This is a genomic window from Ramlibacter henchirensis, assembly GCF_004682015.1.
GTDB lineage: Bacteria > Pseudomonadota > Gammaproteobacteria > Burkholderiales > Burkholderiaceae_C > Ramlibacter > Ramlibacter henchirensis.
Genome location: NZ_SMLM01000002.1, coordinates 99,377 through 119,080 on the forward strand (window position 1 = coordinate 99,377; position 19,704 = coordinate 119,080).

The window sequence follows — 19,704 nt, forward strand, 5'->3', positions numbered from 1 at the left end:
CGCTGTGAAGCTTCTCAGCCCTGCTTCGCCAGCCAGCCCTTCAGCCGCTCGACGCCCTGCCCCAGCCGCCCCACGTCCTTGGACGCGAAACACCAGCGCAGCCACCCCTGCGCTTCCGGCGCAAATGCATTCCCCGGGGCGATGCCAAGCCCCGCTTCCGCGACCAGCCGCTTGGCCAACGCGAGCGAATCGCCGAAACCGTCGAGCTTGAAGAAGGCATACATGCCCCCCGCCGGCTGTGCCAGCTCCACCCTCGGCAGCGCCCGCAGGTGCGGCACCAGCGTGTCGCGGCAGTGCTTCAGGTGCGCGACGACCCTCGGCGTCACCTCGTCGGTCCTCCGCACCGCCACCAGCGCCGCGCGTTGCGTGAACACGCTCGCGCACGAGGTGTTGAACTCGATGAGCTTGCCCATCGAATGCGTCATCGATGCCGGCATCACCAGCCAGCCCATGCGCCAGCCGGTCATCAGGAAGCTCTTGGAGAAGCTGTGCACCACCACCAGCCGGTCTTCCGGCGTGGCGATGTCGAGGAAGCTGGGCGCGCAGCCGTTCGGCGCGGGCTCGTAGTACAGCCGCTCGTAGACCTCGTCCGCCAGGATCCAGGTGCCGGTGCGCCGGCAATGGTCCAGGAGCGCCTGCTGCTCGGCCCGCGACAGCGTCCAACCGGTCGGGTTGTTCGGTGCATTCACGATGAGCAGCCTGGTGCCTGGCCGGACGGCGTCCAGCAGCTGGTCCAGGTCGAGCTTCCACGCGCCCGCCTCCGGCTTCAGCGAGACCCGGCGCAGCTTGCCGCCGAGGATCAGCGGCTGGGCCGTGAGGTTGGGCCAGACCGGTATCACGGCCACCACGTCGTCGCCCGCGTCGACCAGCATCTGCACGGCGAGCATCAGCGCATTGACGCCGCCGGAGGTGATGGCGATGCGCTCGGCGCCCACCGGCCCGTGCAGGCGCGAGGTGTAGCCGGCGACGGCCTCGCGCAGCTCGGGCAGTCCGAGGTTGTGCGCGTAGAAGGTCTCGCCCTGCCGGATCGATTCGATCGCGGCCTCGCGGATGAAGTCCGGCGTGACCTCGTCGCTCTCACCGAACCAGAAGGCCAGCACGTCCGGGCGGCCCATGCCCGCATTGGCGACCTCGCGGATCTTGGATTCGTCGAGGTTCAGGATGGCTTGTCGCATTCGGGCGGTGGGGGAAAAAACTTACGCAGAAAACGCGGAAAGGACGCAGAAAGCGCAGAGGACTATAGGAATGGCTTTCCGCGTTTTCTGCGCTGTTTCTGCGCTTTCTGCGTACGGATGTCCGAATTGTCAGACTGAAACGCGGGACATCCTGCACGACGTCGGCAGCTCGGCCTTTTCGGGCGCGATCACGCGCACCACGCGAAAGCCGTAGCCCGACCCCTCGACGTCGAACTTCACGCCCGGCGAGCCTTGCCGATCCATCACGCCGACGACGAGCGTCTGCTGGAACTGGTGGTCGGCCGCCCGCATGCGGCCCGACTGGCCCGAGAGGCTCACGTTCGCCTGCTCCAGTGCCGTCGCGACCGGCACCGCGGCCACGCTGCCCGCGCGCTCGATCGCCTGCGCGAGCGCCTCGATCATCAGCTGCATGCGCATGTGCACGTAGTCGTCCTGGGGCCGCGGGAAGCGCTGGCGGAACGATTGGTAGAAGGCCTCGCTCTGCGCCGTGGGCAGGTTCGGCAGCCAGTCGGCGATGGCCACCACGCGGCCCACGCCCGCCTCGCCGACGGCCGCGGGTGCGCCCAGCGCGTTGCCGTAGAACGTATAGAACTTGCCGTCGAAGCCGACGTCCCGCGCCGCCTTGACCATCAGCGTGAGGTCGTTGCCCCAGTTGCCGGTGATCACCGCGTCGGCGCCGCTGGCCTTGATCTTGGTGGCGTACGGCAGGAAGTCCTTCACCCGGCCGAGCGGGTGCAGCTCGTCGCCGACGATGCGCACGTCCGGCCGCTGCGCCCCCAGCTGCCGCCGCGCTTCGCGCAGGACCGACTGGCCGAAGCTGTAGTCCTGCCCGATGAGGTAGGCGCTGCGCACCCCCTTGTCCTGCCCCAGCACCTGCATCAGCGCCGCCATGCGCATGTCGGCATGCGCGTCGAAACGGAAGTGCCAGAAACTGCAGCGCTCGTTGGTCAGGGCCGGGTCGACGGCGGAATAGTTGAGGTACAGCACGCGGCGAGTCGGCTCCCGCTCGTTGTGCTTGTCGATCGCGTCGAGCAGCGCCGCCGCGACCGCCGACGAATTGCCCTGCAGGATGAACTGCGCCCCGTCGTCGATGGCCGAGCGCAGCGAAGCGATGGCTTCCTCCGCCTGGCCCTTGCTGTCGTATCGCTCCAGCACCAGCGGCCGAGCTCCGCCGGGCAGCTTGACGCCGCCGCGCTGGTTGACGCGCTCCACCGCCCACAGCAGGTTGCGGAACACCGCCTCGCCGGTGTTGGCGAAAGCGCCCGAGAGCGCCTCGATCAGGGCCAGCTTCACCGGCGCCCCGGTGGCCTGCGCCTGCGCAAGGGCGGGAGCAAATAGCGTCGCCGCCAGCGATTTCAAGGCCTGCCTGCGTTCGATTTTCAACGGTCGTCCTCTCTTGAAAAACCTGCGCCGCGTGCACACGTTGGATGCAAGCGGCGCTAGGAAGCCGCGCAGTTTAAAAGGAGTTCCACCATGTTCTTCGCACCCGTTGTCCGCAGCCGCGCCGCCGCGCCGGCTTTCCGCTCGTTCGACCGCAGCTTCGAGCGCTTCGTCAACGACGCCTTCTTCGGCTCCGGTGTCTCCGGCTTCCAGCTGGAACAGGACGACAAGGCCTGGACCGTGACGCTGGACATGCCCGGTGTCGCGCGTGAAGACCTGTCGATCAACATCGAAGGCGCCATCGTGCGCATCGAGACCAAGGGCGAAGCGAAGCGGCAGTACAAGGCCGCCTACGAGCTGCCCCAGGAGATCGATGTCGACGCCACCACGGCCAGGCTCGAGTACGGCGTGCTGACGCTCACGCTGGCGAAGAAGCAGCCGGTGAGCAACGCGCGCCAGATCGAGGTGAAGTGATTTCGCCTCGGGCACGCTTCGAGTCTCTTCGGGCTTTCCGATGAATTGAGCGAGGACCGGCATTGGCCGGTTGCTCGCTCGATCCGTTTCTGGGCCATGCCTTGTTCAGGTTGGCCCCGGCGTCCGGGGCGGAGGCCGGCGGCCCGGGTGTCCGTTCTCCGGTCCACCTCGCGATGAAGAGGCCATCGAAACCTTCGCTACGCGGCTGGGAACACCGCCATGCGTGCCTGCGGCCCCGCGCGACCGCGAATGGTCCCTGCGCCCGGACACCCGAACCACCGGCCTCAGCAGCTTGGGCGCGGGGACACGCAGGCCGCTGATCAAGCTCGGTGCTCACTCGGGGCGCACTGACTCGCTGGGACGGTGGTCTGGGTACCCGGGCGCAGGGACCATTCGCGGTCGCGCGGGGTTCCAGATTGGCAAGGCCGTGTTCCAAGCCAAGGCGCGGAGAGCGCCAACGGCTTCTTCATCGCGAGGTGGACCGGAGAACGGGTACCCGGACCGCCGGCCCAGGACCCGGATCGATTGCAGCAAGAAAGCTACCCGCCTCGAAGTTCGTCCAAAGGCCAGCGCGGTTTAACGTCGAACGCGTACGAGCAGCTGGCCTTTTCCACGTCCGCTGCCAGCCGCATCGCAGCGGCCATGGCGATCATCGCGCCGTTGTCGGTGCACAGCTCCAGCTCCGGGTAGTGCACCCGCACACCCCGCCTGGCACACGCGGCATCCAGCTGCTCCCGCAGCACGCGATTCGCGCCCACGCCGCCGGCCACGACCAGCCGCTTGAGCCCGGTCTCCTTCAGGGCAGCCAGCGATTTCTTCAGCAGCACCTCCACGATCGCCGCCTCGGTCGACGCGGCCAGGTCCGCCTTGCGCGCCTGCAGTTCGTCCCCGAGCTTGCGCGCCTGCGTGAGCACCGCCGTCTTCAATCCGGCGAAGGAGAAGTCCAGGTCGCCGCTGTGCAGCAGCGGCCGCGGCAGCGCGAAGGCCTTGGGATCGCCCTGCTGCGCGACGCGCGAGAGCGCCGGCCCGCCGGGGTAGCCCAGGCCCAGCAGCTTGGCGCTCTTGTCGAAGGCCTCGCCGGCCGCATCGTCGATCGTTTCGCCCAGCAGTTCGTAATCGCCGACCGCCTCCACCCGCATCAGCTGCGTGTGGCCGCCGGAGACCAGCAGCGCCACGAAGGGAAACTCGGGCGGATCGGCGCTGAGGAACGGCGACAGCAGGTGGCCTTCGAGGTGGTGCACGCCCAGAACTGGCTTGTCCAGCGATGCGCCCAGCGCGCAAGCGACGCCCGCGCCCACTAGCAACGCGCCTGCGAGGCCCGGGCCGCGCGTGTAGGCCACGGTCTCGATGTCCTGCAGCGAGCGCCCGGCCTGCTGCAAGACCTCATACGTCAGCGGCAGCACGCGCCGGATGTGGTCGCGGCTGGCCAGCTCCGGCACAACGCCGCCGTACGCCTCGTGCATGCGCACCTGGCTGTGCAGTGCGTGGCCGAGCAGGCGCGGCACGCCCGGGCCGCCGGCGTCGACCAGCGCGACACCGGTCTCGTCGCACGAAGATTCGATCCCCAGCACCAGCATCGCCCGAGTGTATCGAGCGACGTTTGCGCGGACGTCCGGCACGGGAATTGCGGAGCAGCCCGCGATGAAGTCCGGATCCAACTTCCTGCTGGCGGCGCGGCAATGCGAGATCGCGGAGCTGGAGCAGCTGGCGCAGACCTGCGAGCTGGTGGGCGTGATCGCGCGTTTCATCCACGCGCTGCAGCGCGAGCGGGGCCTCTCGAACATCTATCTCGGCTCGCACGGCGCGCAGTTCACCGGGCAACGCGAGCAACAGATCCTGGAATGCCAGGCGGCCGAGGCCGAAGTGCGCCGCCACCTGGACCAGCTCGATACCGGCTCGCGCCACGCCCGCAATGGCGCCCTGCTGTTCAGCCGCGTGGCCGTGGTGCTGCACGCGCTGGAGGGCCTGCCCGCGCTGCGGGCCCGGATCGCGCGGCAGGCGATGAGCGCGGCCGAAGCCACCGCCGCCATGGTCAAGCTGGTCTCGGGGCTGCTCTGCGTCGTCTTCGAGGCCGCCGACACGGCCAGCGACCCCAAGGTGTCGAAGGCGCTCGTGGCCATGTTCCACTTCATGCAGGGCAAGGAGTTCGCGGGCCAGGAGCGGGCGCTGGGCGGCCGGGTGTTCGCGGCCGGCTGCATCGACGGCGCGTCGCTGCAGCTGTGGCGGCACCTGGTCGACTCGCAGCAGGGCTGCTTCCAGGTCTACGCGGACTGCTCCGATCCCAGGGTGCTGCAGGCGGACCACGCCGCACGGGATCCTGCCGTGCTCGCCGAGATCGAGCGGCTGCGTCGCATCGGCTGCACCGTGCGCGGCGAGCTGGACACGGCGCTCAGCCGCGACTGGTTCCACTGGTGCACGCGCCGCATCGACGAGATGAAGGCGGTGGAGGACCTGCTGGCGGCGCACCTGCGCGAGTTGTGCGGCCGGCGCATCGAGCAGGCGCAGGGCGAACTGCGCGACCAGCGCGCGGCGCTCGATGCGCTGTCGGCCCGCGCCGCGTCGCAGGGCGCCGCCACGCCGGCGCCGTACGGCCCACACCTCGAGCGCTCGCTGTTCTCCATGGTGCAGGAGCAGTCGCGCCGCCTCCAGGCCATCGGAGACGAGCTCGATGCGGTGCGCACCTCCCTGAACGAACGCAAGCTGGTCGAGCGGGCCAAGGGTCTCCTGATGGCGCACCGCCAGATGAGCGAGGAAGAGGCGTACAAGGCGCTGCGCCAGATGGCCATGAACCAGGGCCGGCGCCTCGTGGACGTCGCGGGCAACGTGCTCTCGCTGGCCGAGGTGCTGCCCGCGGTGCGCTGAAGCGCACTGCTGCGGTGCACAAATGCGTGCGTCATGGACCAAACCAAGTCGTCAGTCCTGCGAACGCGGGGATGACTGGCTTGTAGGCCCGCCTCCGCGGGGGACGACGGGTCTGGCACGGATGCTGCTAACCACGTCCTGAGACGGGCGCCAACGGCGGCGCACGACATCGACATCGATACCTGGACAACGGCGTCCATCTCCTGCGTGCCCGCTGGGGCATGCGGGAGGTGGACGCCGATTCTTTTTTCAAGGCCCCTGGAGGACAGCATGGACACGACCAAGACGATCACCACTTCCCGCCGCAGCGTCATCAAGGGAGCGGCCGCCCTCGGCGGCGCCGCGGTGACCGGCGGCCTCTGGCCTCGCCATGTGCTCGCGCAGGGCACGGCCCTGGAGACGAAGGCCGCCAAGCTGGGCTTCATCGCGCTCACCGACGCCGCGCCGTTCTTCGTCGCCGACGAGAAGGGCTTCTTCAAGAAGCACGGGATGACCGAGGTGGAAGTGCTCAAGCAGTCTTCCTGGGGTACGACGCGCGACAACCTGGTGCTCGGCTCGAAGAACAACGGCATCGACGGCGCCCACATCCTGACGCCGATGCCCTACCTGATCACCACCGGCGCGGTCACGGCCAACAACGTGCAGGTGCCGATCAACATCCTGGCCCGCCTGAACCTGGGCGGCCAGTGCATCTCGGTGGCCAACGAATACAAGGACCTCAAGGTCGGCCTGGACAACAAGGAGTTCGGCAAGGCGCTGCTCGCCAAGCGCCTGAAGACCGGCAGGCCGGTGAACGCCGCCATGACCTTCCCCGGCGGCACGCACGACATGTGGATCCGCTACTGGATGGCCGCGGGCGGCGTGGACCCCAACCGCGACATCACCACCATCGTGGTGCCGCCGCCCCAGATGGTGGCCAACATGAAGGTGGGCAGCATGGACACCTTCTGCGTGTGCGAGCCCTGGAACCGCCAGCTGATCAACCAGAAGATCGGCTACACGGCGCTCACCACCAGCGAACTCTGGATGAACCATCCGGAAAAGGCTTTCGCCATGCGCGCCGACTACGTGCAGGCCAACCCCAACGCCACCAAGGCGCTGCTCAAGGCGGTGATGGAAGCCCAGATGTGGTGCGAGGACCCGAAGAACCGCACCGAGCTGGCCGAGATCTGCGCGCGCCGCCGCTGGATCAACGCGCCGGTGGAAGACATCATCGACCGCGTCAAGGGCGACTTCGACTACGGCACCGGCCGCGTGGAGGCCAACAGCAGGTTCCAGATGCGCTACTGGAAGGACCACGCGAGCTACCCGTTCCAGAGCCACGACATGTGGTTCCTCACCGAGAACATCCGCTGGGGCTACCTGCCGCCCGGCATCGACACCAAGGCCCTGATCGCCAAAGTGAACCGGGAAGACCTGTGGAAGGCCGCTGCCACCGAACTGGGCGTGGACAAGAAGGACATCCCGGCGTCCACCTCGCGCGGTATCGAGAAGTTCTTCGACGGCAAGGTGTTCGATCCGGCGAATCCGAAGAAGTACCTGGAAAGCCTGGCGATCAAGTACATCAAGACGGCCGCCTGATCGCGTCGCGCGACGAGAAACGCCATGACCTCCACCGACACCATCGAACCGATCCGCCTGGCGCCGCCTTCAGCGCCCGGCGCGCTGCACGCCTGGCTCTCTTCCATCGCGCGCGGCTTCCTCACCCACGTCCTGCCGCCGCTGCTGATCATCGGCTTCCTGGTCCTGATCTGGCAGGTGCTGGGCTCGCGCCCCGGCGCCAGCCTGCCCGCGCCAACCAAGGTGGTGCAGGACACCTGGGAGCTGATCACTCAGCCCTTCTACGACCGCGGCGGCAACGACGTGGGCATTGCCTGGCAGCTGCTCGCGAGCCTCAAGCGGGTTGCGTACGGCTATTCGCTCGCAGTGCTGGCCGGCGTGAGCCTGGGCGTGCTGGTGGGCCAGTCGACGTGGGCGCTGCGCGGGCTCGATCCGCTGTTCCAGGTGCTGCGCACTGTGCCGCCGCTGGCGTGGCTGCCGATCTCGCTGGCCGGCTTCCGCGACGGCCATCCGTCCGCGATCTTCGTGATCTTCATCACCTCGATCTGGCCGATCATCATCAACACGTCGATCGGCATCCGGAACATCCCCGAGGACTACCGCAACGTCGCCAAGGTGATCCGCCTGAACGGCATCGAGTACTTCACCAAGATCATGCTGCCGGCGGCGGCGCCCTTCATCTTCTCGGGGCTGCGCATCGGCGTGGGCCTGTCCTGGCTGGCCATCATCGCGGCCGAGATGCTGATCGGCGGCGTGGGCATCGGCTTCTTCATCTGGGACGCGTGGAACTCCTCGCGCATCAGCGACATCATCCTCGCGCTCGTCTACGTCGGCCTGGTCGGCTACGCGCTGGACCGCATCGTCGCCTTCATCGGCCGCAAGGTCACCCGCGGCACGGCGGCGAGCTGATCCCGCCAAGGAGACACGACATGAGCAACCCCTACCTGTCCATCTCGCGCGTCGACATGACCTTCCAGGGCGCCAACGGCCCCAACCCGGTGCTCAAGGGCATCGACCTGCAGGTGCGGCGCGGCGAATACATCTCGCTGATCGGCCACTCGGGCTGCGGCAAGAGCACGGTGCTCAACATCGTCGCCGGCCTGCTCAAGGCCACCTCCGGCGGCGTGATCGTGGACGGCCGCGAAGTCAACGCGCCGGGACCCGACCGCGCCGTGGTGTTCCAGAACCATTCCCTGCTGCCCTGGCTCACCGTCTACCAGAACGTGGAGATCGCGGTGGAGAAGATCTTCCGCGGCACGCGCCCGGCGGCCGAGCGGCGCGACTGGGTGCTGCACAACCTGGCGATGGTGAACATGTCGCATGCGCTGGACCGGCTGCCTTCGGAGATCTCCGGCGGCATGAAGCAGCGCGTGGGCATCGCCCGTGCCCTGGCGATGGAGCCCAAGGTGCTGCTGCTGGACGAGCCCTTCGGCGCTCTCGACGCCCTCACCCGCGCCCACCTGCAGGACGAGGTGATCCGCATCCAGTCGGAGCTGGGCAACACGGTGATGATGATCACGCACGACGTCGACGAAGCCGTGCTGATGTCCGACCGCGTGGTGATGATGACCAACGGGCCGGCCGCCGGGATCGGCCAGGTCATGGACGTGCCGCTGGCCCGCCCGCGCAACCGCATCGAGCTGGCCGAAGACCGGGTCTACAACCACTGCCGCCAGGAGATCCTGAGCTTCCTCTACGAAAAGCAGCGCAAGGTGGAGCCGTTCGTGCCCGCGCGCGCCGCCCAGGGCGCCCGGCGCGAGAAGCAGGCAATGCGCGCCTGACGGCGGGGGGCGGTTCTCAGCCCATCAGGACCTGGATGCTGTGCTGGTACGCAGCGGTCAGCTGGTCGAAGTCCTCCAGCAGCGCCTCGCTCGCGGCCGCCAGCTTCGCCCGTCCCGGCGCGGTGCCGGCCTGCGGCAGCGCCTGACGCAGCGCCTCCCAGCCCTGGCGGCCGCGATCGAGCCGCTCGCGGATCTCCGGCGTGGACAGCGGAGCGTCGGTCAGGGCGCGCAGGCCTTCCTCGAATTCGGCCACCGTGGCCGCGAGCGAATGCGAGGACTGCGCCTCCGCACCCGGCTGGGCCGCCAGCAGCGCCAGCTTGGCCGCGCGCTGCGACAGCATGCGCTGGCGGCCCGCGACGTTGACGATGTGCACGGTGGTCGCGAGGCCGGACGACTCAAGCGCCAGCACCAGCGCGTCGGCCTGTCGCAGCACGTCTTCGGCCAGGGCGTCCACGGCGGCCAGCGCCTGCGGCTCCGGGGCGGCCTCCAGCGGGCCGCGCAGCGCCTGCCAGCCGGCCCGCGCCGCCTGCAGCAGGTCGCCGAACGTCGCGGACGAGAGCTCCTTCTCCAGCGCCTGCAGGTTCTCCTCGACACGTGCCACCGACGCGCGGATCAAGGCCAGCGCAGAGGCCGCGTCGCTGCGGTGGCAGACCAGCGCGTAGAGCTTCACCAGCCGCTGCGACAGCATGCGCTGCTGCCCGGCGCGGTTGATCGCGTCGGCGGCGCGCGCCGCGTCGATCACTTGGCGAGAGACCTGGCCGACGCGCACGTTGCCGTGCATGGCGGCGCTGCGCAGGAGCGCGAAGGCCTCCTGTTCGTCGACGCGGCGGGCGCGCATCAGGACGCCCTTGGCCTGGTCCAGCAGCTTGCGCTCCTCGAGGCGGCGCGTGAGCTCGGCCGCCTGTTCGCGCAGCGCCCGCTCGTGCGCTTCCCGCGCCTGGGCCAGCTGCACCAGCGGCCGCAAGCGGTGAGGAGCGTAGCCCTGCACCACCCAGCCGTGGACCCCCGCATCGAGCGCCCGCTGCATCGGCTCGACACCGGAGTCCTGGGTGAACACCAGCAGCGGCATCGACTGCTGCGCTTGCAGCGTGCGCACGGCTTCCAGGAAGGCGCCGTCCGGCCGCGGCTGCCAGCAAAGCACCACATCGGGTTGCGCGCGCAGTGCATCGCGCACAAGGTTCGCGCACTCGCCCTCGGCCACCACCGTGAAGCCGGCGCTGCGAAGGTCGGCCGCCAGCGCGGGCAGGGCCGGATCCGGGGTGAGGAGCAGCAGAACGGACGTCACGCGCGGGCTTTCGAAGGGGCGCAAAGCATAGTGCAAGCCCTGCGCCGTGCCACTGGCACGGACCGTGCATGGAAGCAGGCGTCGGGTGCGATGCTGCACCCGGACCGTGCACCGTACCGCCGGTCCCGCGCACAACGCCGTGTGCTGTCCTGTACTCCCCCGAAAGGGCTGGAGCCGCCCTGGCTCCGCCCGGGTCCAGACACACGATGAACCAGCGCACGCCTTTCCTGCAGTCCGGCCACGTTCCCACGCTCGTGGCGGCATTCCTGTACTTCGCGTTCTCGTGCGCGATCTGGGTGCTGAACGGGGCCATGGCGCCTTTCATCCGCGAGGCCTACCAGCTCACCGCCGCCCAGCTGGGCCTGATGCTGTCGGTGCCGATCATCGCGGGCGCCGTGATGCGTTTCCCGCTCGGCCTGCTGGCGCAGTACATCGGCCGCAAGCCCGCCACGCTGGTCGAGATGGGCTTGGTCTGCGTGGCCATGCTGTTCGGCCTGCTGTTCGTGGACAGCTTCGACGACCTGCTGGCCATGGGCGTGCTGCTGGGCATCGCCGGCGCCAGCTTCGGCGTCGCGCTGTCGCTGGGCGCCGGCTCCTTCCCGCCGCAGCACAAGGGCCTGGCGATGGGGCTGGTGGGCGCCGGCAACGTGGGCACCGCGGTGTCGGTGCTGGTGGCGCCGCCGCTGGCCCAATGGCTCGGCTGGCAGGTGGTCTACGGCGTCGCGGCCTGCGCGATCCTGGTCCCGGCCGCCGTGATGGTGATCTTCGCCCGCGAGCCGCAGGACGTGGACCCGCACGCGGGCCTGCGCGAACACGTGGCCTGCCTGTTCGAGCGCGACGGCTGGGTGTTCAGCCTGATCTACTGCGTCACCTTCGGCGGCTTCATCGGCCTGACCAGCTTCCTGCCCTCGTACTACTTCGAGCAGTTCGGCGTGAGCAAGGTGCAGGCGGGGCAGCTGACGATGCTGGCCGCTTTCATGGGCGCGACGCTGCGGGTCGTGGGCGGCTGGATCTCCGACCGCTGGGGCGGCCTGAACACGCTGACCGTCGTGCTGGCGGTGGTGTGCGCATCGCTGGTGCTGATCGGGTTCTCGGGCGCTTCCCTGGTGGCCACCACGCTGCTCATGATGCTCTGCTTCGCCGCGCTCGGCGCGGGCAACGGTGCGCTGTTCCAGCTCGTGCCGCTTCGCTGGCCCACGACCACCGCGGTGGCCGGATCGATGATCGGCGAGATCGGCGCCCTCGGAGGGGGCCTGGTGCCCGCCTCGATGGGCGTGTCGCGGCAGTACCTCGGCAGCTACGCGTGGGGCTTCTACCTGTTCGCGGCCCTGGCGCTGGTGGTGCTGGTCGTGATGCGCATCATGCAGATCCGCTGGACTCGCACCTGGGCCGAGAAAGGCGGACGCGCGCGCCTGCGGCCGGCCGCGCAGCCGCCGCGCGGAGGGAAAGCCGCATGAGTGGACTACCGCGGCAGGAACAGCAGCCAGAACAGCAGCAGGCCGTTCAGGACGACCGACGCGACCAGCGCCGCCTTCCACACACCGGCGGGATCGCGGGTGAAGTACGGCGTCGCCCCGGGCCCGGCGATCGGACGCGAGGCGCCGCGCTCCAGGGCGAGCACGAATTCCTCCGCGGTCTCGAACCGCAACCGGGCGTCGCGGGCGACGGCGCGAAGCACCACGTGATCGAGCCAGATCGGCACGTCGGGACGCAGGCGCGACGGCGGCTTGGGGTCGCGCCGGTAGCGGGCGATCTGGTAGGGCTCGACCTCGCCGTACGGCAGGTGGCCGGTGAGCCACTGGTACAGCGTCACGCCGAGGGCGAACAGGTCGCTGCCGGGCGTCGCGGCGCGGCCGCCTTCGCCCGGATCCCACTGCTCGGGGTTCATGTAGCTGGGCGTTCCGGCATGCAGGCTGCGTTCGACGGCGGACTCCTGGCCGGAGATGGCGACGCCCAGGTCCAGCACGCGCCAGGCGCCGTCGTCGCCCAGGTGCAGGTTGCCGGGCTTGATGTCCCGGTGGACCACGCCCTGGCGGTGGAGGCGGCCGAGCGCGCGGGCCACCGCGATGCCGCCCTGCACCACCTGTTCCACGCTGAAGGTGCGCTTGCGCGCGAGCGCCTGCTCCAGCGTGGCGCCGCCATGCCAGTCGAACACGGCGTAGAAGGCGCTGGGCTCCCGCGGCTCGCGCACGTTGACGAAGCCGCTGCCCGCGCCGCCGGTCCGCTCCGCCAGCCGAAGGCCCAGCCAGACTTCGTGCGCCAGCATGGCGCGCTCCTCGCGGTCGTTGGCACGCGATTCGTGCAGGGTCTTGATCGTCACCAGCTCGCGGGTCGTGTTGTCGCGGGCCTGGTACAGCCGGTGCAGGCCGGTGTCGGCCACCACCGCCGTCACGGTGAACTGGTCCAGCGTGTCGCCCACCTTCAGGCGTGCGGGCACCGGCAGCTGGCGGCCGCCGATCAGCACGTCCTCCAGCCGCGCGGCGGCCAGGTCCAGGACGCGGATCACCAATGCGCTCGCGTTGTCGCGGCTGCCGGCCTGGAGCGCGGCACGCACCAGCGACTCGCTGGCCGCCTGGGCTTCTCCTTCGACCGCATGCTTCGCCAGCTGCCGCAGCTGCGTCGCGCCCAGCGCGCCATGGACGCCGTCCGTGGTCAGCAGGAACACATCGCCCCGCTGCAGCTCGCCCTGCAGGTAGTCGACCCGTACGTGGTCCTCCAGCCCGATGGCCCGCGTGAGGCGGCTGCGCAGGTCGGGATGCTCGAAGGCATGGTCCGCCGTGAGCTGCTCGCAGCGGCCCTCGCGCAGGAGCCAGGCGCGGGTGTCGCCGACGTGGGCCAGGGTGTAGCTGTGGCCGCGCAGCACGAGCGCGGTGAGCGTCGTCATCGCTGCGCCCCCCGCGCGCCGGTTGGCCGCGGCCAGCCAGGCGTTCTGCGCGCCGATCAGGCGGTCGAGCGCCACGCTGGTCTCCCAGGTGGGCGGCGTGCCGAAGTAGTCCTGCAGCACCGTCACCACGGTGGTCTGCGCCGCCTCGCGGCCGCCGCCGCCGGTGGAGACGCCATCCGCGATGGCCGCCACCAGGCCGTGTCCGGCTTCATACGGCTGCGGCCGCAGGGCGGCGGCGAAATCCTCGTTGCCTTCGCGCGCCCCGCGTTCGCTGTGCCAGCCGATGTCCACCCGCAGCGCCATGCGCCGATGGTAGCGGCGCGCCCCCGAATCCCCGCATCCCCGGATCGTTTCTTGAAGACAGGAGTCCCCCGATGAAGAAGATGAAGCTCGTGATGGTCGGCAACGGCATGGCCGGCGTCCGCACGATCGAGGAACTGCTGAAGATCTCGCCCGACCTGTACGAGATCACCGTGTTCGGCGCCGAGCCGCACCCGAACTACAACCGCATCCTGCTGTCGCCGGTGCTCGCCGGCGAGCAGACGCTCGACGAGATCGTGCTGAACTCCTGGGAGTGGTACCAGCAGAACAGCATCCGGCTGCATGCGGGCAAGAAGGTGGTGGAGATCGACCGCGTGCGCCGCGTCGTGCGCGCCGACGACGGCACCGAGGAGCCCTACGACCGGTTGCTGCTGTGCACCGGCTCCAACCCCTTTATGCTGCCGGTGCCCGGCAAGGACCTCGAAGGCGTGATCGCTTACCGCGACATCGCCGACACCAACGCGATGATCGAGGCAGCCAGCCGCTACAAGAAGGCGGTGGTGATCGGCGGCGGCCTGCTCGGACTGGAGGCCGCCAACGGCCTGATGAAGCGCGGCATGGACGTGACCGTCGTGCACGTGATGCCGTGGCTGATGGAACGCCAGCTCGATGAAGTCGCGGGCAAGCTGCTGCAGAAGTCGCTGGAAGAGCGCGGCCTGAAATTCCGCATGGGCGCGCAGACGCAGGAGCTGGTCGGCGCCGAGGGCGGCCGTGTCAAGGCCGTGCGCTTCAAGGACGGCACCGAGAGCGAAGCCGAGCTGGTCGTCATGGCCGTCGGCATCCGGCCCAACACCGAGCTGGCCGAAAAGGCGCGGCTGCACTGCAACCGCGGCATCGTGGTCACCGACACCATGCAGACGGTGACCGATGCGCGCATCTACTCGGTGGGCGAATGCGCGGCGCACCGCGGCATCGCCTACGGACTGGTCGCGCCGCTGTTCGAGCAGGCCAAGGTGGCGGCCAACCACCTGGCGCAGTTCGGCATCGGCCGCTACACCGGCTCGCTCACCTCCACCAAGCTGAAGGTGACGGGCATCGACCTGTTCTCCGCCGGCGAGTTCATGGGCGGCGAAGGCAGCGAGCAGATCGTGATGAGCGATCCGTTCGGCGGCGTCTACAAGAAGCTGGTGATCAAGGACGACAAGCTGGTGGGCGCGTGCCTGTACGGCGACACGGTGGACGGCAGTTGGTACTTCAAGCTGCTGCGCGAGGGCCGCAAGGTCAGCGACATCCGCGACAAGCTGATGTTCGGCGAGTCGAACCTCGGCGACGCCGGCCACCAGGGGCAGAGCAAGGCCGCGGCGATGGCCGACACCGACGAGGTGTGCGGCTGCAACGGCGTGAACAAGGGCTCCATCTGCAAGGCGATCAAGGAAAAGGGCCTGTTCACGCTGGACGAGGTGCGCAAGCACACCAAGGCCAGCGCGTCCTGCGGCTCCTGCACCGGGCTGGTGGAGCAGATCATCATGTTCACCGCGGGCGGCGACTACTCGTCCGCGCCCAAGAAGAAGGCGGTGTGCGGCTGCACCGACCACAGCCACCAGGAGGTGCGCGACGCCATCCGCGCCAACCGGCTGATCACCATCGCCGGCACCATGAAGTTCATGGAGTGGCGCACGCCGAACGGCTGCGCCACCTGCCGCCCGGCCCTCAACTACTACCTGATCTCCACCTGGCCCAAGGAGGCGAAGGACGATCCCCAGTCGCGCTACATCAACGAGCGCAGCCACGCCAACATCCAGAAAGACGGCACCTACTCGGTGATCCCGCGGATGTGGGGCGGCGAGACCACGGCGGCGGAACTGCGCCGCATCGCCGACGTGGTGGACAAGTACCAGATCCCCACCGTCAAGGTCACGGGCGGCCAGCGCATCGACCTGCTGGGCGTGAAAAAGGAGGACCTGCCCAACGTGTGGAAGGACATCGGCATGCCCTCGGGCCACGCGTATGCCAAGGCGCTTCGCACGGTGAAGACCTGCGTGGGCAGCGAGTGGTGTCGCTTCGGCACGCAGGACTCGACGCAGATGGGCAAGGACCTGGAGAAGGCGCTCTGGCGCATGTACGCGCCGCACAAGGTGAAGCTCGCCGTGTCCGGCTGCCCGCGCAACTGCGCCGAATCCGGCATCAAGGACGTCGGCGTGATCGGCGTCGACTCGGGCTGGGAGATCTACGTCGCGGGCAACGGCGGCATCAAGACCGAAGCCGGCCAGTTCTTCTGCAAGCTGAAGACGCGCGAGGAGGTGCTGGAGTACAGCGGCGCCTTCCTGCAGCTGTATCGCGAGGAAGGCTGGTACCTGGAGCGCACCGTCCACTACGTGAACCGCGTCGGACTCGACTACGTGAAGAAGAAGATCCTGGACGACCACGAGGGCCGCAAGGCGCTGTGGGAGCGGCTGCAGTTCGCGCTGGACGGCGAGCCCGATCCCTGGTTCGAGCACGGCAAGGCGCAGGTCGACACCAGGCAGTTCGGCAGGCTGCAGGCGGAGGGGCAGGAAGCATGAAGATGAACGACTGGAAAGTGATCTGCCGGGTGGAAGACATCCCGGTGCTGGGCGCCCGCCGCGTCGCCCGTCCGCGCGGCATGGACGTCGCGGTGTTCCGCAACGACCAGGACCAGGTGTTCGCCCTGCTCGACCGCTGCCCGCACAAGGGCGGCCCGCTGTCGCAGGGCATCGTGTTCGGCACCAGCGTGGCCTGCCCGCTGCACAACTGGACGATCGGGCTGGACGACGGCTGCGCGAAGGGGCCGGACGAAGGGTGCACGACGCGCTTCGCCTGCAAGGTGCAGGACGGGCAGGTGCTACTCGACCCGGTGGAACTCGCGACGCTCGCGACCGACGTCGAGCCGCCGCGGGCCGGCCCCTGCGCGGGCGGCGGCGCGCTGGGCGACGCCTCGCACGACGTGCAGGCGCCGCACGGATGAGATGACCCAAGCCCGAAGCGCCTGCGGCGCCTCCCCCTCGAGGGGGCGCCACCAGCAGCCCGGCGAAGCCGGTTCCGCGGTGGCACTTGAAGGAATCCGGGAATGAACGTGCGAGAAACCAGATCGACCTGCGCTTATTGCGGCGTGGGCTGCGGCGTAATCATCGAATCACGCGGCGGCCAGGTCACCGGCGTGCGCGGCGACCCGGACCATCCCGCCAACTTCGGCCGCCTGTGCACCAAGGGCTCGACCCTGCACTTGACCGCGGCGCCCGCCATCACGCGGCAGGCGCGCCTGCTCCAGCCGATGCGGCGCGAACACCGCGGCGAGAAGCCGCGGCCCGTGTCGTGGGACCAGGCCCTCGACTTCGCCACGGAGACGTTTGCCCAGGTGATCCGCGACCACGGCCCCGACAGCGTGGGCTTCTACGTCTCCGGCCAGCTGCTCACCGAGGACTACTACGTCTTCAACAAGCTGGCCAAGGGCCTGATCGGCACCAACAACATCGACACGAATTCGCGCCTGTGCATGAGCAGCGCGGTGGCCGGCTACAAGCTCACGCTCGGCGCCGACGCTCCGCCCAGCTGCTACGAGGACGTGGACCACGCGAGCTGCCTGTTCATCGCCGGCAGCAATGCGGCCTGGGCGCATCCGGTGCTGTTCCGCCGCGTCGAGGAAGCCAAGGCGCGGCGGCCGGACATGAAGGTGATCGTGTGCGACCCGCGCCGCACCGACACGGCGGAACTGGCCGACCTGGTGCTGCCGCTGCAGCCCGGCACCGACGTGATGCTGTTCAACGGCCTGCTGCACATCATGCTGTGGGAAGGCTGGACGCGGCCGGACTGGATTTCGCGGCACACGACAGGATTCGACGAGCTCAAGGCGCTGGTGCGCGAATGCACGCCCGAGGTCGTCGCGCAGGTTTGCGGCTTGGCCAAGGAGGACCTGTTCACCGCAGCGAAGTGGTTCGCGACGTCGGAGGCCACGCTGAGCCTGTATTGCCAGGGGCTGAACCAGTCGACCAGCGGCACGGCGAAGAACGCGGCCCTGATCAACCTGCACCTTGCAACAGGCCAGATCGGGCGGCCCGGCGCAGGCCCGTTCTCGCTGACCGGGCAGCCGAATGCGATGGGCGGGCGCGAGGTGGGCGGCCTGGCGAACCTGCTGTCGGCGCATCGGGACCTGGCCAATCCGCAGCATCGCGCCGAAGTGGCCGCGTTGTGGGGAGTGCCTTCGGTGCCCGAGAAGCCGGGGAAGACGGCGGTGGAGATGTTCCAGGCTGCGGCGGATGGTGAGATCCGCGCGCTGTGGATCGCGTGCACGAACCCGGCGCAGTCGATGCCCGACCAGGCGACAGTGCGGCGCGCACTGCAACGCGCCGAATTCGTCGTCGTTCAGGAGGCGTTCGCGACCACGGCGACCTGCGAGTGGGCCGACCTGCTGCTGCCGGCGACGACGTGGGGCGAGAAGGATGGGACCGTCACGAACAGCGAGCGGCGGATCAGCCGTGTTCGGCCGGCGGTGCGTGCGCCGGGGGAAGCGCGGCATGACTGGGCGATCGTGGTGGACTTTGCGAGGAGGTTGGAAGCGCGCGTGCCCCCACCCCAGCCCTCCCCCAGAGGGGGAGGGAGCAATACCGTCGACGACGTGGCTCTTCCACCCTCCCCCCCTGGGGGAGGGTCGGGGTGGGGGCACGCACCCGACCCGAATGCCGCGCGTGGCCCAACCCTCTTTCCCTACCCCACCCCCGAATCCATCTGGCTCGAACACCGCGACTCCACCCGCGGCCGCGACCTCGACATCACCGGCCTGACCTACCCCCTCCTCGAGCAATCCCCCCAGCAGTGGCCCTTCCCCGCCGGCGCCTCGCAAGGCAAACCGCGCCTCTACGAAGACGCGGTGTTCCCCACCCCCGACGGCAAGGCCCGCTTCGTCGCCACCAAGTACAAGCCCGTCGCCGAACCCCGCGAATCGCGCTACCCGTTCTCCCTCACCACCGGCCGCCTGCGCGACCAGTGGCACGGCATGAGCCGCACCGGCACCTTGCCGCGCCTCTTCGGCCACGTCGCCGAACCGAGCGTGCAGATGCACCCGCAGGACATGGAGCGCCGCCAGCTCAAGGATGGCGACCTGGTGCACCTGACCTCCAAGCGCGGATCGATCGTCGTGCCGGTGCAGGCCAGCAGCGACATCGGGCTCAGCCAGGCCTTCATGGCCATGCACTGGGGCGAGGAGTTCCTGTCGGGCTGTTCCAGCACGGGCACCCGCCTGGCCGGTGTGAACGCGATCACCACCTCGGCGTACTGCCCGCAGTCGAAGCAGCCCGAGCTCAAGCATGCAGCCGTGAAGATCATCAAGGCCGAGCTCGGCTGGTCGCTGCTGGCGATGGGCTGGCTGCCGGACGACGGCGCCCTGCTCGCGCGTGAGACGCTGCGGCGGCTCATGGCGTCGTTCCCCTTCGCCACCTGCGTGCCGTTCGGGCGCGAGCGCGCCGGCGTGCTCTTCCGCGCGGCAGCGTACGAGCCGCCGCCCGATGAGCGGCTGCAGCAGGTCGAAGCGGCGCTCCGTCTCGACGGAGCGCAGGTGCTGCGGTATGCGGACGCGCGCCGCGGGCAGCGGCGGCTCGCGCGCCTGATCCGCGCCGGCGACGACACCAAGCTCGAGGCCTTCCTGCTCGCCGGCGACACGCGCGCCGAATCATGGATCCGCACGCTCCTGCAGGAGGAGCGGCCCGCCCAGGCCTACGGCCGCTTGTTGCTGGCGCCGGGAGCGAAGGCGCCAGTGGCGGTGGTGTCGCGCGGCCGGCAGGTCTGCACCTGCTTCAACGTGACCGAACCGGAGATCGCCGGAGCGCTCGCCGGCTGCGAGGGGGCCGAAGACGCGCGGCTCGCGCAACTGCAAGGGCGCCTGCGCTGCGGCACGAATTGCGGCTCCTGCGTGCCGGAGCTCAAGCGCCTGGTCCGCGCCACGCCAGCGATGAAACGCGCTGCCTGAGCGTCATTCCACATATAGCCGGCGGTGCTAAGCGCTTTGGGACA

At 69.4% G+C, this 19,704-nt stretch carries 14 protein-coding genes; 9 read left to right on the forward strand and 5 right to left on the reverse strand.

Annotated elements, in window-relative coordinates:
• Positions 1–14: 14 nt before the first annotated feature.
• Both EZ313_RS13165 and EZ313_RS13170 read right to left on the reverse strand, forming a co-directional pair.
• Positions 15–1,175, reverse strand: a complete 1,161-nt coding sequence (locus tag EZ313_RS13165; protein ID WP_135263750.1) for a pyridoxal phosphate-dependent aminotransferase — start codon at positions 1,173–1,175, stop codon at positions 15–17.
• 129 nt (positions 1,176–1,304) lie between these two features.
• Positions 1,305–2,579, reverse strand: coding sequence for a branched-chain amino acid ABC transporter substrate-binding protein (locus EZ313_RS13170; RefSeq protein ID WP_135263751.1), 1,275 nt, complete (start codon positions 2,577–2,579; stop codon positions 1,305–1,307).
• 90 nt (positions 2,580–2,669) lie between these two features.
• Between EZ313_RS13170 and EZ313_RS13175 the strand changes: the two genes are divergently transcribed.
• Entirely contained in the window at positions 2,670–3,050 is a 381-nt protein-coding gene (locus tag EZ313_RS13175; protein ID WP_135263752.1) for an Hsp20/alpha crystallin family protein, read from the forward strand.
• Between the two features lie 539 nt (positions 3,051–3,589).
• Here EZ313_RS13175 and tsaD read toward each other — a convergent pair.
• Positions 3,590–4,627, reverse strand: a complete 1,038-nt coding sequence (gene tsaD / locus EZ313_RS13180; protein WP_135263753.1) for a tRNA (adenosine(37)-N6)-threonylcarbamoyltransferase complex transferase subunit TsaD — start codon at positions 4,625–4,627, stop codon at positions 3,590–3,592.
• A gap of 64 nt (positions 4,628–4,691) precedes the next feature.
• On the opposite strand from tsaD, the gene EZ313_RS13185 reads away from it, so the two are divergent.
• The 4 genes from EZ313_RS13185 to EZ313_RS13200 all read left to right on the forward strand — a co-directional run bounded on the left by EZ313_RS13185 (position 4,692) and on the right by EZ313_RS13200 (position 9,253).
• Positions 4,692–5,912 (forward strand): nitrate regulatory protein, encoded by a 1,221-nt coding sequence (locus EZ313_RS13185; RefSeq protein WP_135263754.1) that lies wholly within the window; start codon positions 4,692–4,694, stop codon positions 5,910–5,912.
• Positions 5,913–6,182: 270 nt separating this feature from the next.
• On the forward strand, positions 6,183–7,493 hold the full coding sequence (locus tag EZ313_RS13190; RefSeq protein ID WP_135263755.1) for a CmpA/NrtA family ABC transporter substrate-binding protein: 1,311 nt from the start codon (positions 6,183–6,185) through the stop codon (positions 7,491–7,493).
• A gap of 24 nt (positions 7,494–7,517) precedes the next feature.
• Positions 7,518–8,381 (forward strand): nitrate ABC transporter permease, encoded by an 864-nt coding sequence (gene ntrB / locus EZ313_RS13195; RefSeq protein ID WP_135263756.1) that lies wholly within the window; start codon positions 7,518–7,520, stop codon positions 8,379–8,381.
• A gap of 20 nt (positions 8,382–8,401) precedes the next feature.
• Positions 8,402–9,253: an ABC transporter ATP-binding protein gene (locus tag EZ313_RS13200; RefSeq protein ID WP_135263757.1), complete on the forward strand. Its 852-nt coding sequence runs from the start codon at positions 8,402–8,404 to the stop codon at positions 9,251–9,253.
• 16 nt (positions 9,254–9,269) lie between these two features.
• On the opposite strand, the gene EZ313_RS13205 is transcribed toward EZ313_RS13200, so the two are convergent.
• Positions 9,270–10,538, reverse strand: coding sequence for a type IV pili methyl-accepting chemotaxis transducer N-terminal domain-containing protein (locus EZ313_RS13205; protein WP_135263758.1), 1,269 nt, complete (start codon positions 10,536–10,538; stop codon positions 9,270–9,272).
• Positions 10,539–10,744: 206 nt separating this feature from the next.
• Between EZ313_RS13205 and EZ313_RS13210 the strand changes: the two genes are divergently transcribed.
• Entirely contained in the window at positions 10,745–11,995 is a 1,251-nt protein-coding gene (locus EZ313_RS13210) for an MFS transporter (RefSeq protein ID WP_135263759.1), read from the forward strand.
• Between the two features lie 5 nt (positions 11,996–12,000).
• Here the strand turns inward: EZ313_RS13210 and EZ313_RS13215 are convergent, their stop codons facing one another.
• Complete coding sequence (locus tag EZ313_RS13215) at positions 12,001–13,725, reverse strand: bifunctional protein-serine/threonine kinase/phosphatase (RefSeq protein WP_135263760.1); 1,725 nt, start codon at positions 13,723–13,725, stop codon at positions 12,001–12,003.
• 71 nt (positions 13,726–13,796) lie between these two features.
• On the opposite strand from EZ313_RS13215, the gene nirB reads away from it, so the two are divergent.
• The 3 genes from nirB (at position 13,797) to EZ313_RS13230 (ending at position 19,660) form a co-directional block, all read left to right on the forward strand.
• Complete coding sequence (gene nirB / locus EZ313_RS13220) at positions 13,797–16,244, forward strand: nitrite reductase large subunit NirB (RefSeq protein ID WP_135263761.1); 2,448 nt, start codon at positions 13,797–13,799, stop codon at positions 16,242–16,244.
• Between the two features lie 2 nt (positions 16,245–16,246).
• Positions 16,247–16,666: a nitrite reductase small subunit NirD gene (gene nirD / locus EZ313_RS13225; RefSeq protein ID WP_135263762.1), complete on the forward strand. Its 420-nt coding sequence runs from the start codon at positions 16,247–16,249 to the stop codon at positions 16,664–16,666.
• A gap of 108 nt (positions 16,667–16,774) precedes the next feature.
• On the forward strand, positions 16,775–19,660 hold the full coding sequence (locus EZ313_RS13230; RefSeq protein WP_135264647.1) for a nitrate reductase: 2,886 nt from the start codon (positions 16,775–16,777) through the stop codon (positions 19,658–19,660).
• The last annotated feature ends 44 nt before the right edge of the window (positions 19,661–19,704 follow it).

Excerpts from the sequence above, each read along its gene's own strand:
- EZ313_RS13175 (WP_135263752.1), top strand. The coding sequence starts at position 2,670 with ATGTTCTTCGCACCCGTTGTCCGCAGCCGCGCCGCCGCGCCGGCTTTC.
- EZ313_RS13165 (WP_135263750.1), bottom strand. The coding sequence starts at position 1,175 with ATGCGACAAGCCATCCTGAACCTCGACGAATCCAAGATCCGCGAGGTC.
- nirB (WP_135263761.1), top strand. The coding sequence starts at position 13,797 with ATGAAGAAGATGAAGCTCGTGATGGTCGGCAACGGCATGGCCGGCGTC.
- tsaD (WP_135263753.1), bottom strand. The coding sequence starts at position 4,627 with ATGCTGGTGCTGGGGATCGAATCTTCGTGCGACGAGACCGGTGTCGCG.
- EZ313_RS13190 (WP_135263755.1), top strand. The coding sequence starts at position 6,183 with ATGGACACGACCAAGACGATCACCACTTCCCGCCGCAGCGTCATCAAG.
- EZ313_RS13185 (WP_135263754.1), top strand. The coding sequence starts at position 4,692 with ATGAAGTCCGGATCCAACTTCCTGCTGGCGGCGCGGCAATGCGAGATC.
- EZ313_RS13210 (WP_135263759.1), top strand. The coding sequence starts at position 10,745 with ATGAACCAGCGCACGCCTTTCCTGCAGTCCGGCCACGTTCCCACGCTC.
- EZ313_RS13215 (WP_135263760.1), bottom strand. The coding sequence starts at position 13,725 with ATGGCGCTGCGGGTGGACATCGGCTGGCACAGCGAACGCGGGGCGCGC.
- EZ313_RS13200 (WP_135263757.1), top strand. The coding sequence starts at position 8,402 with ATGAGCAACCCCTACCTGTCCATCTCGCGCGTCGACATGACCTTCCAG.
- ntrB (WP_135263756.1), top strand. The coding sequence starts at position 7,518 with ATGACCTCCACCGACACCATCGAACCGATCCGCCTGGCGCCGCCTTCA.
- nirD (WP_135263762.1), top strand. The coding sequence starts at position 16,247 with ATGAACGACTGGAAAGTGATCTGCCGGGTGGAAGACATCCCGGTGCTG.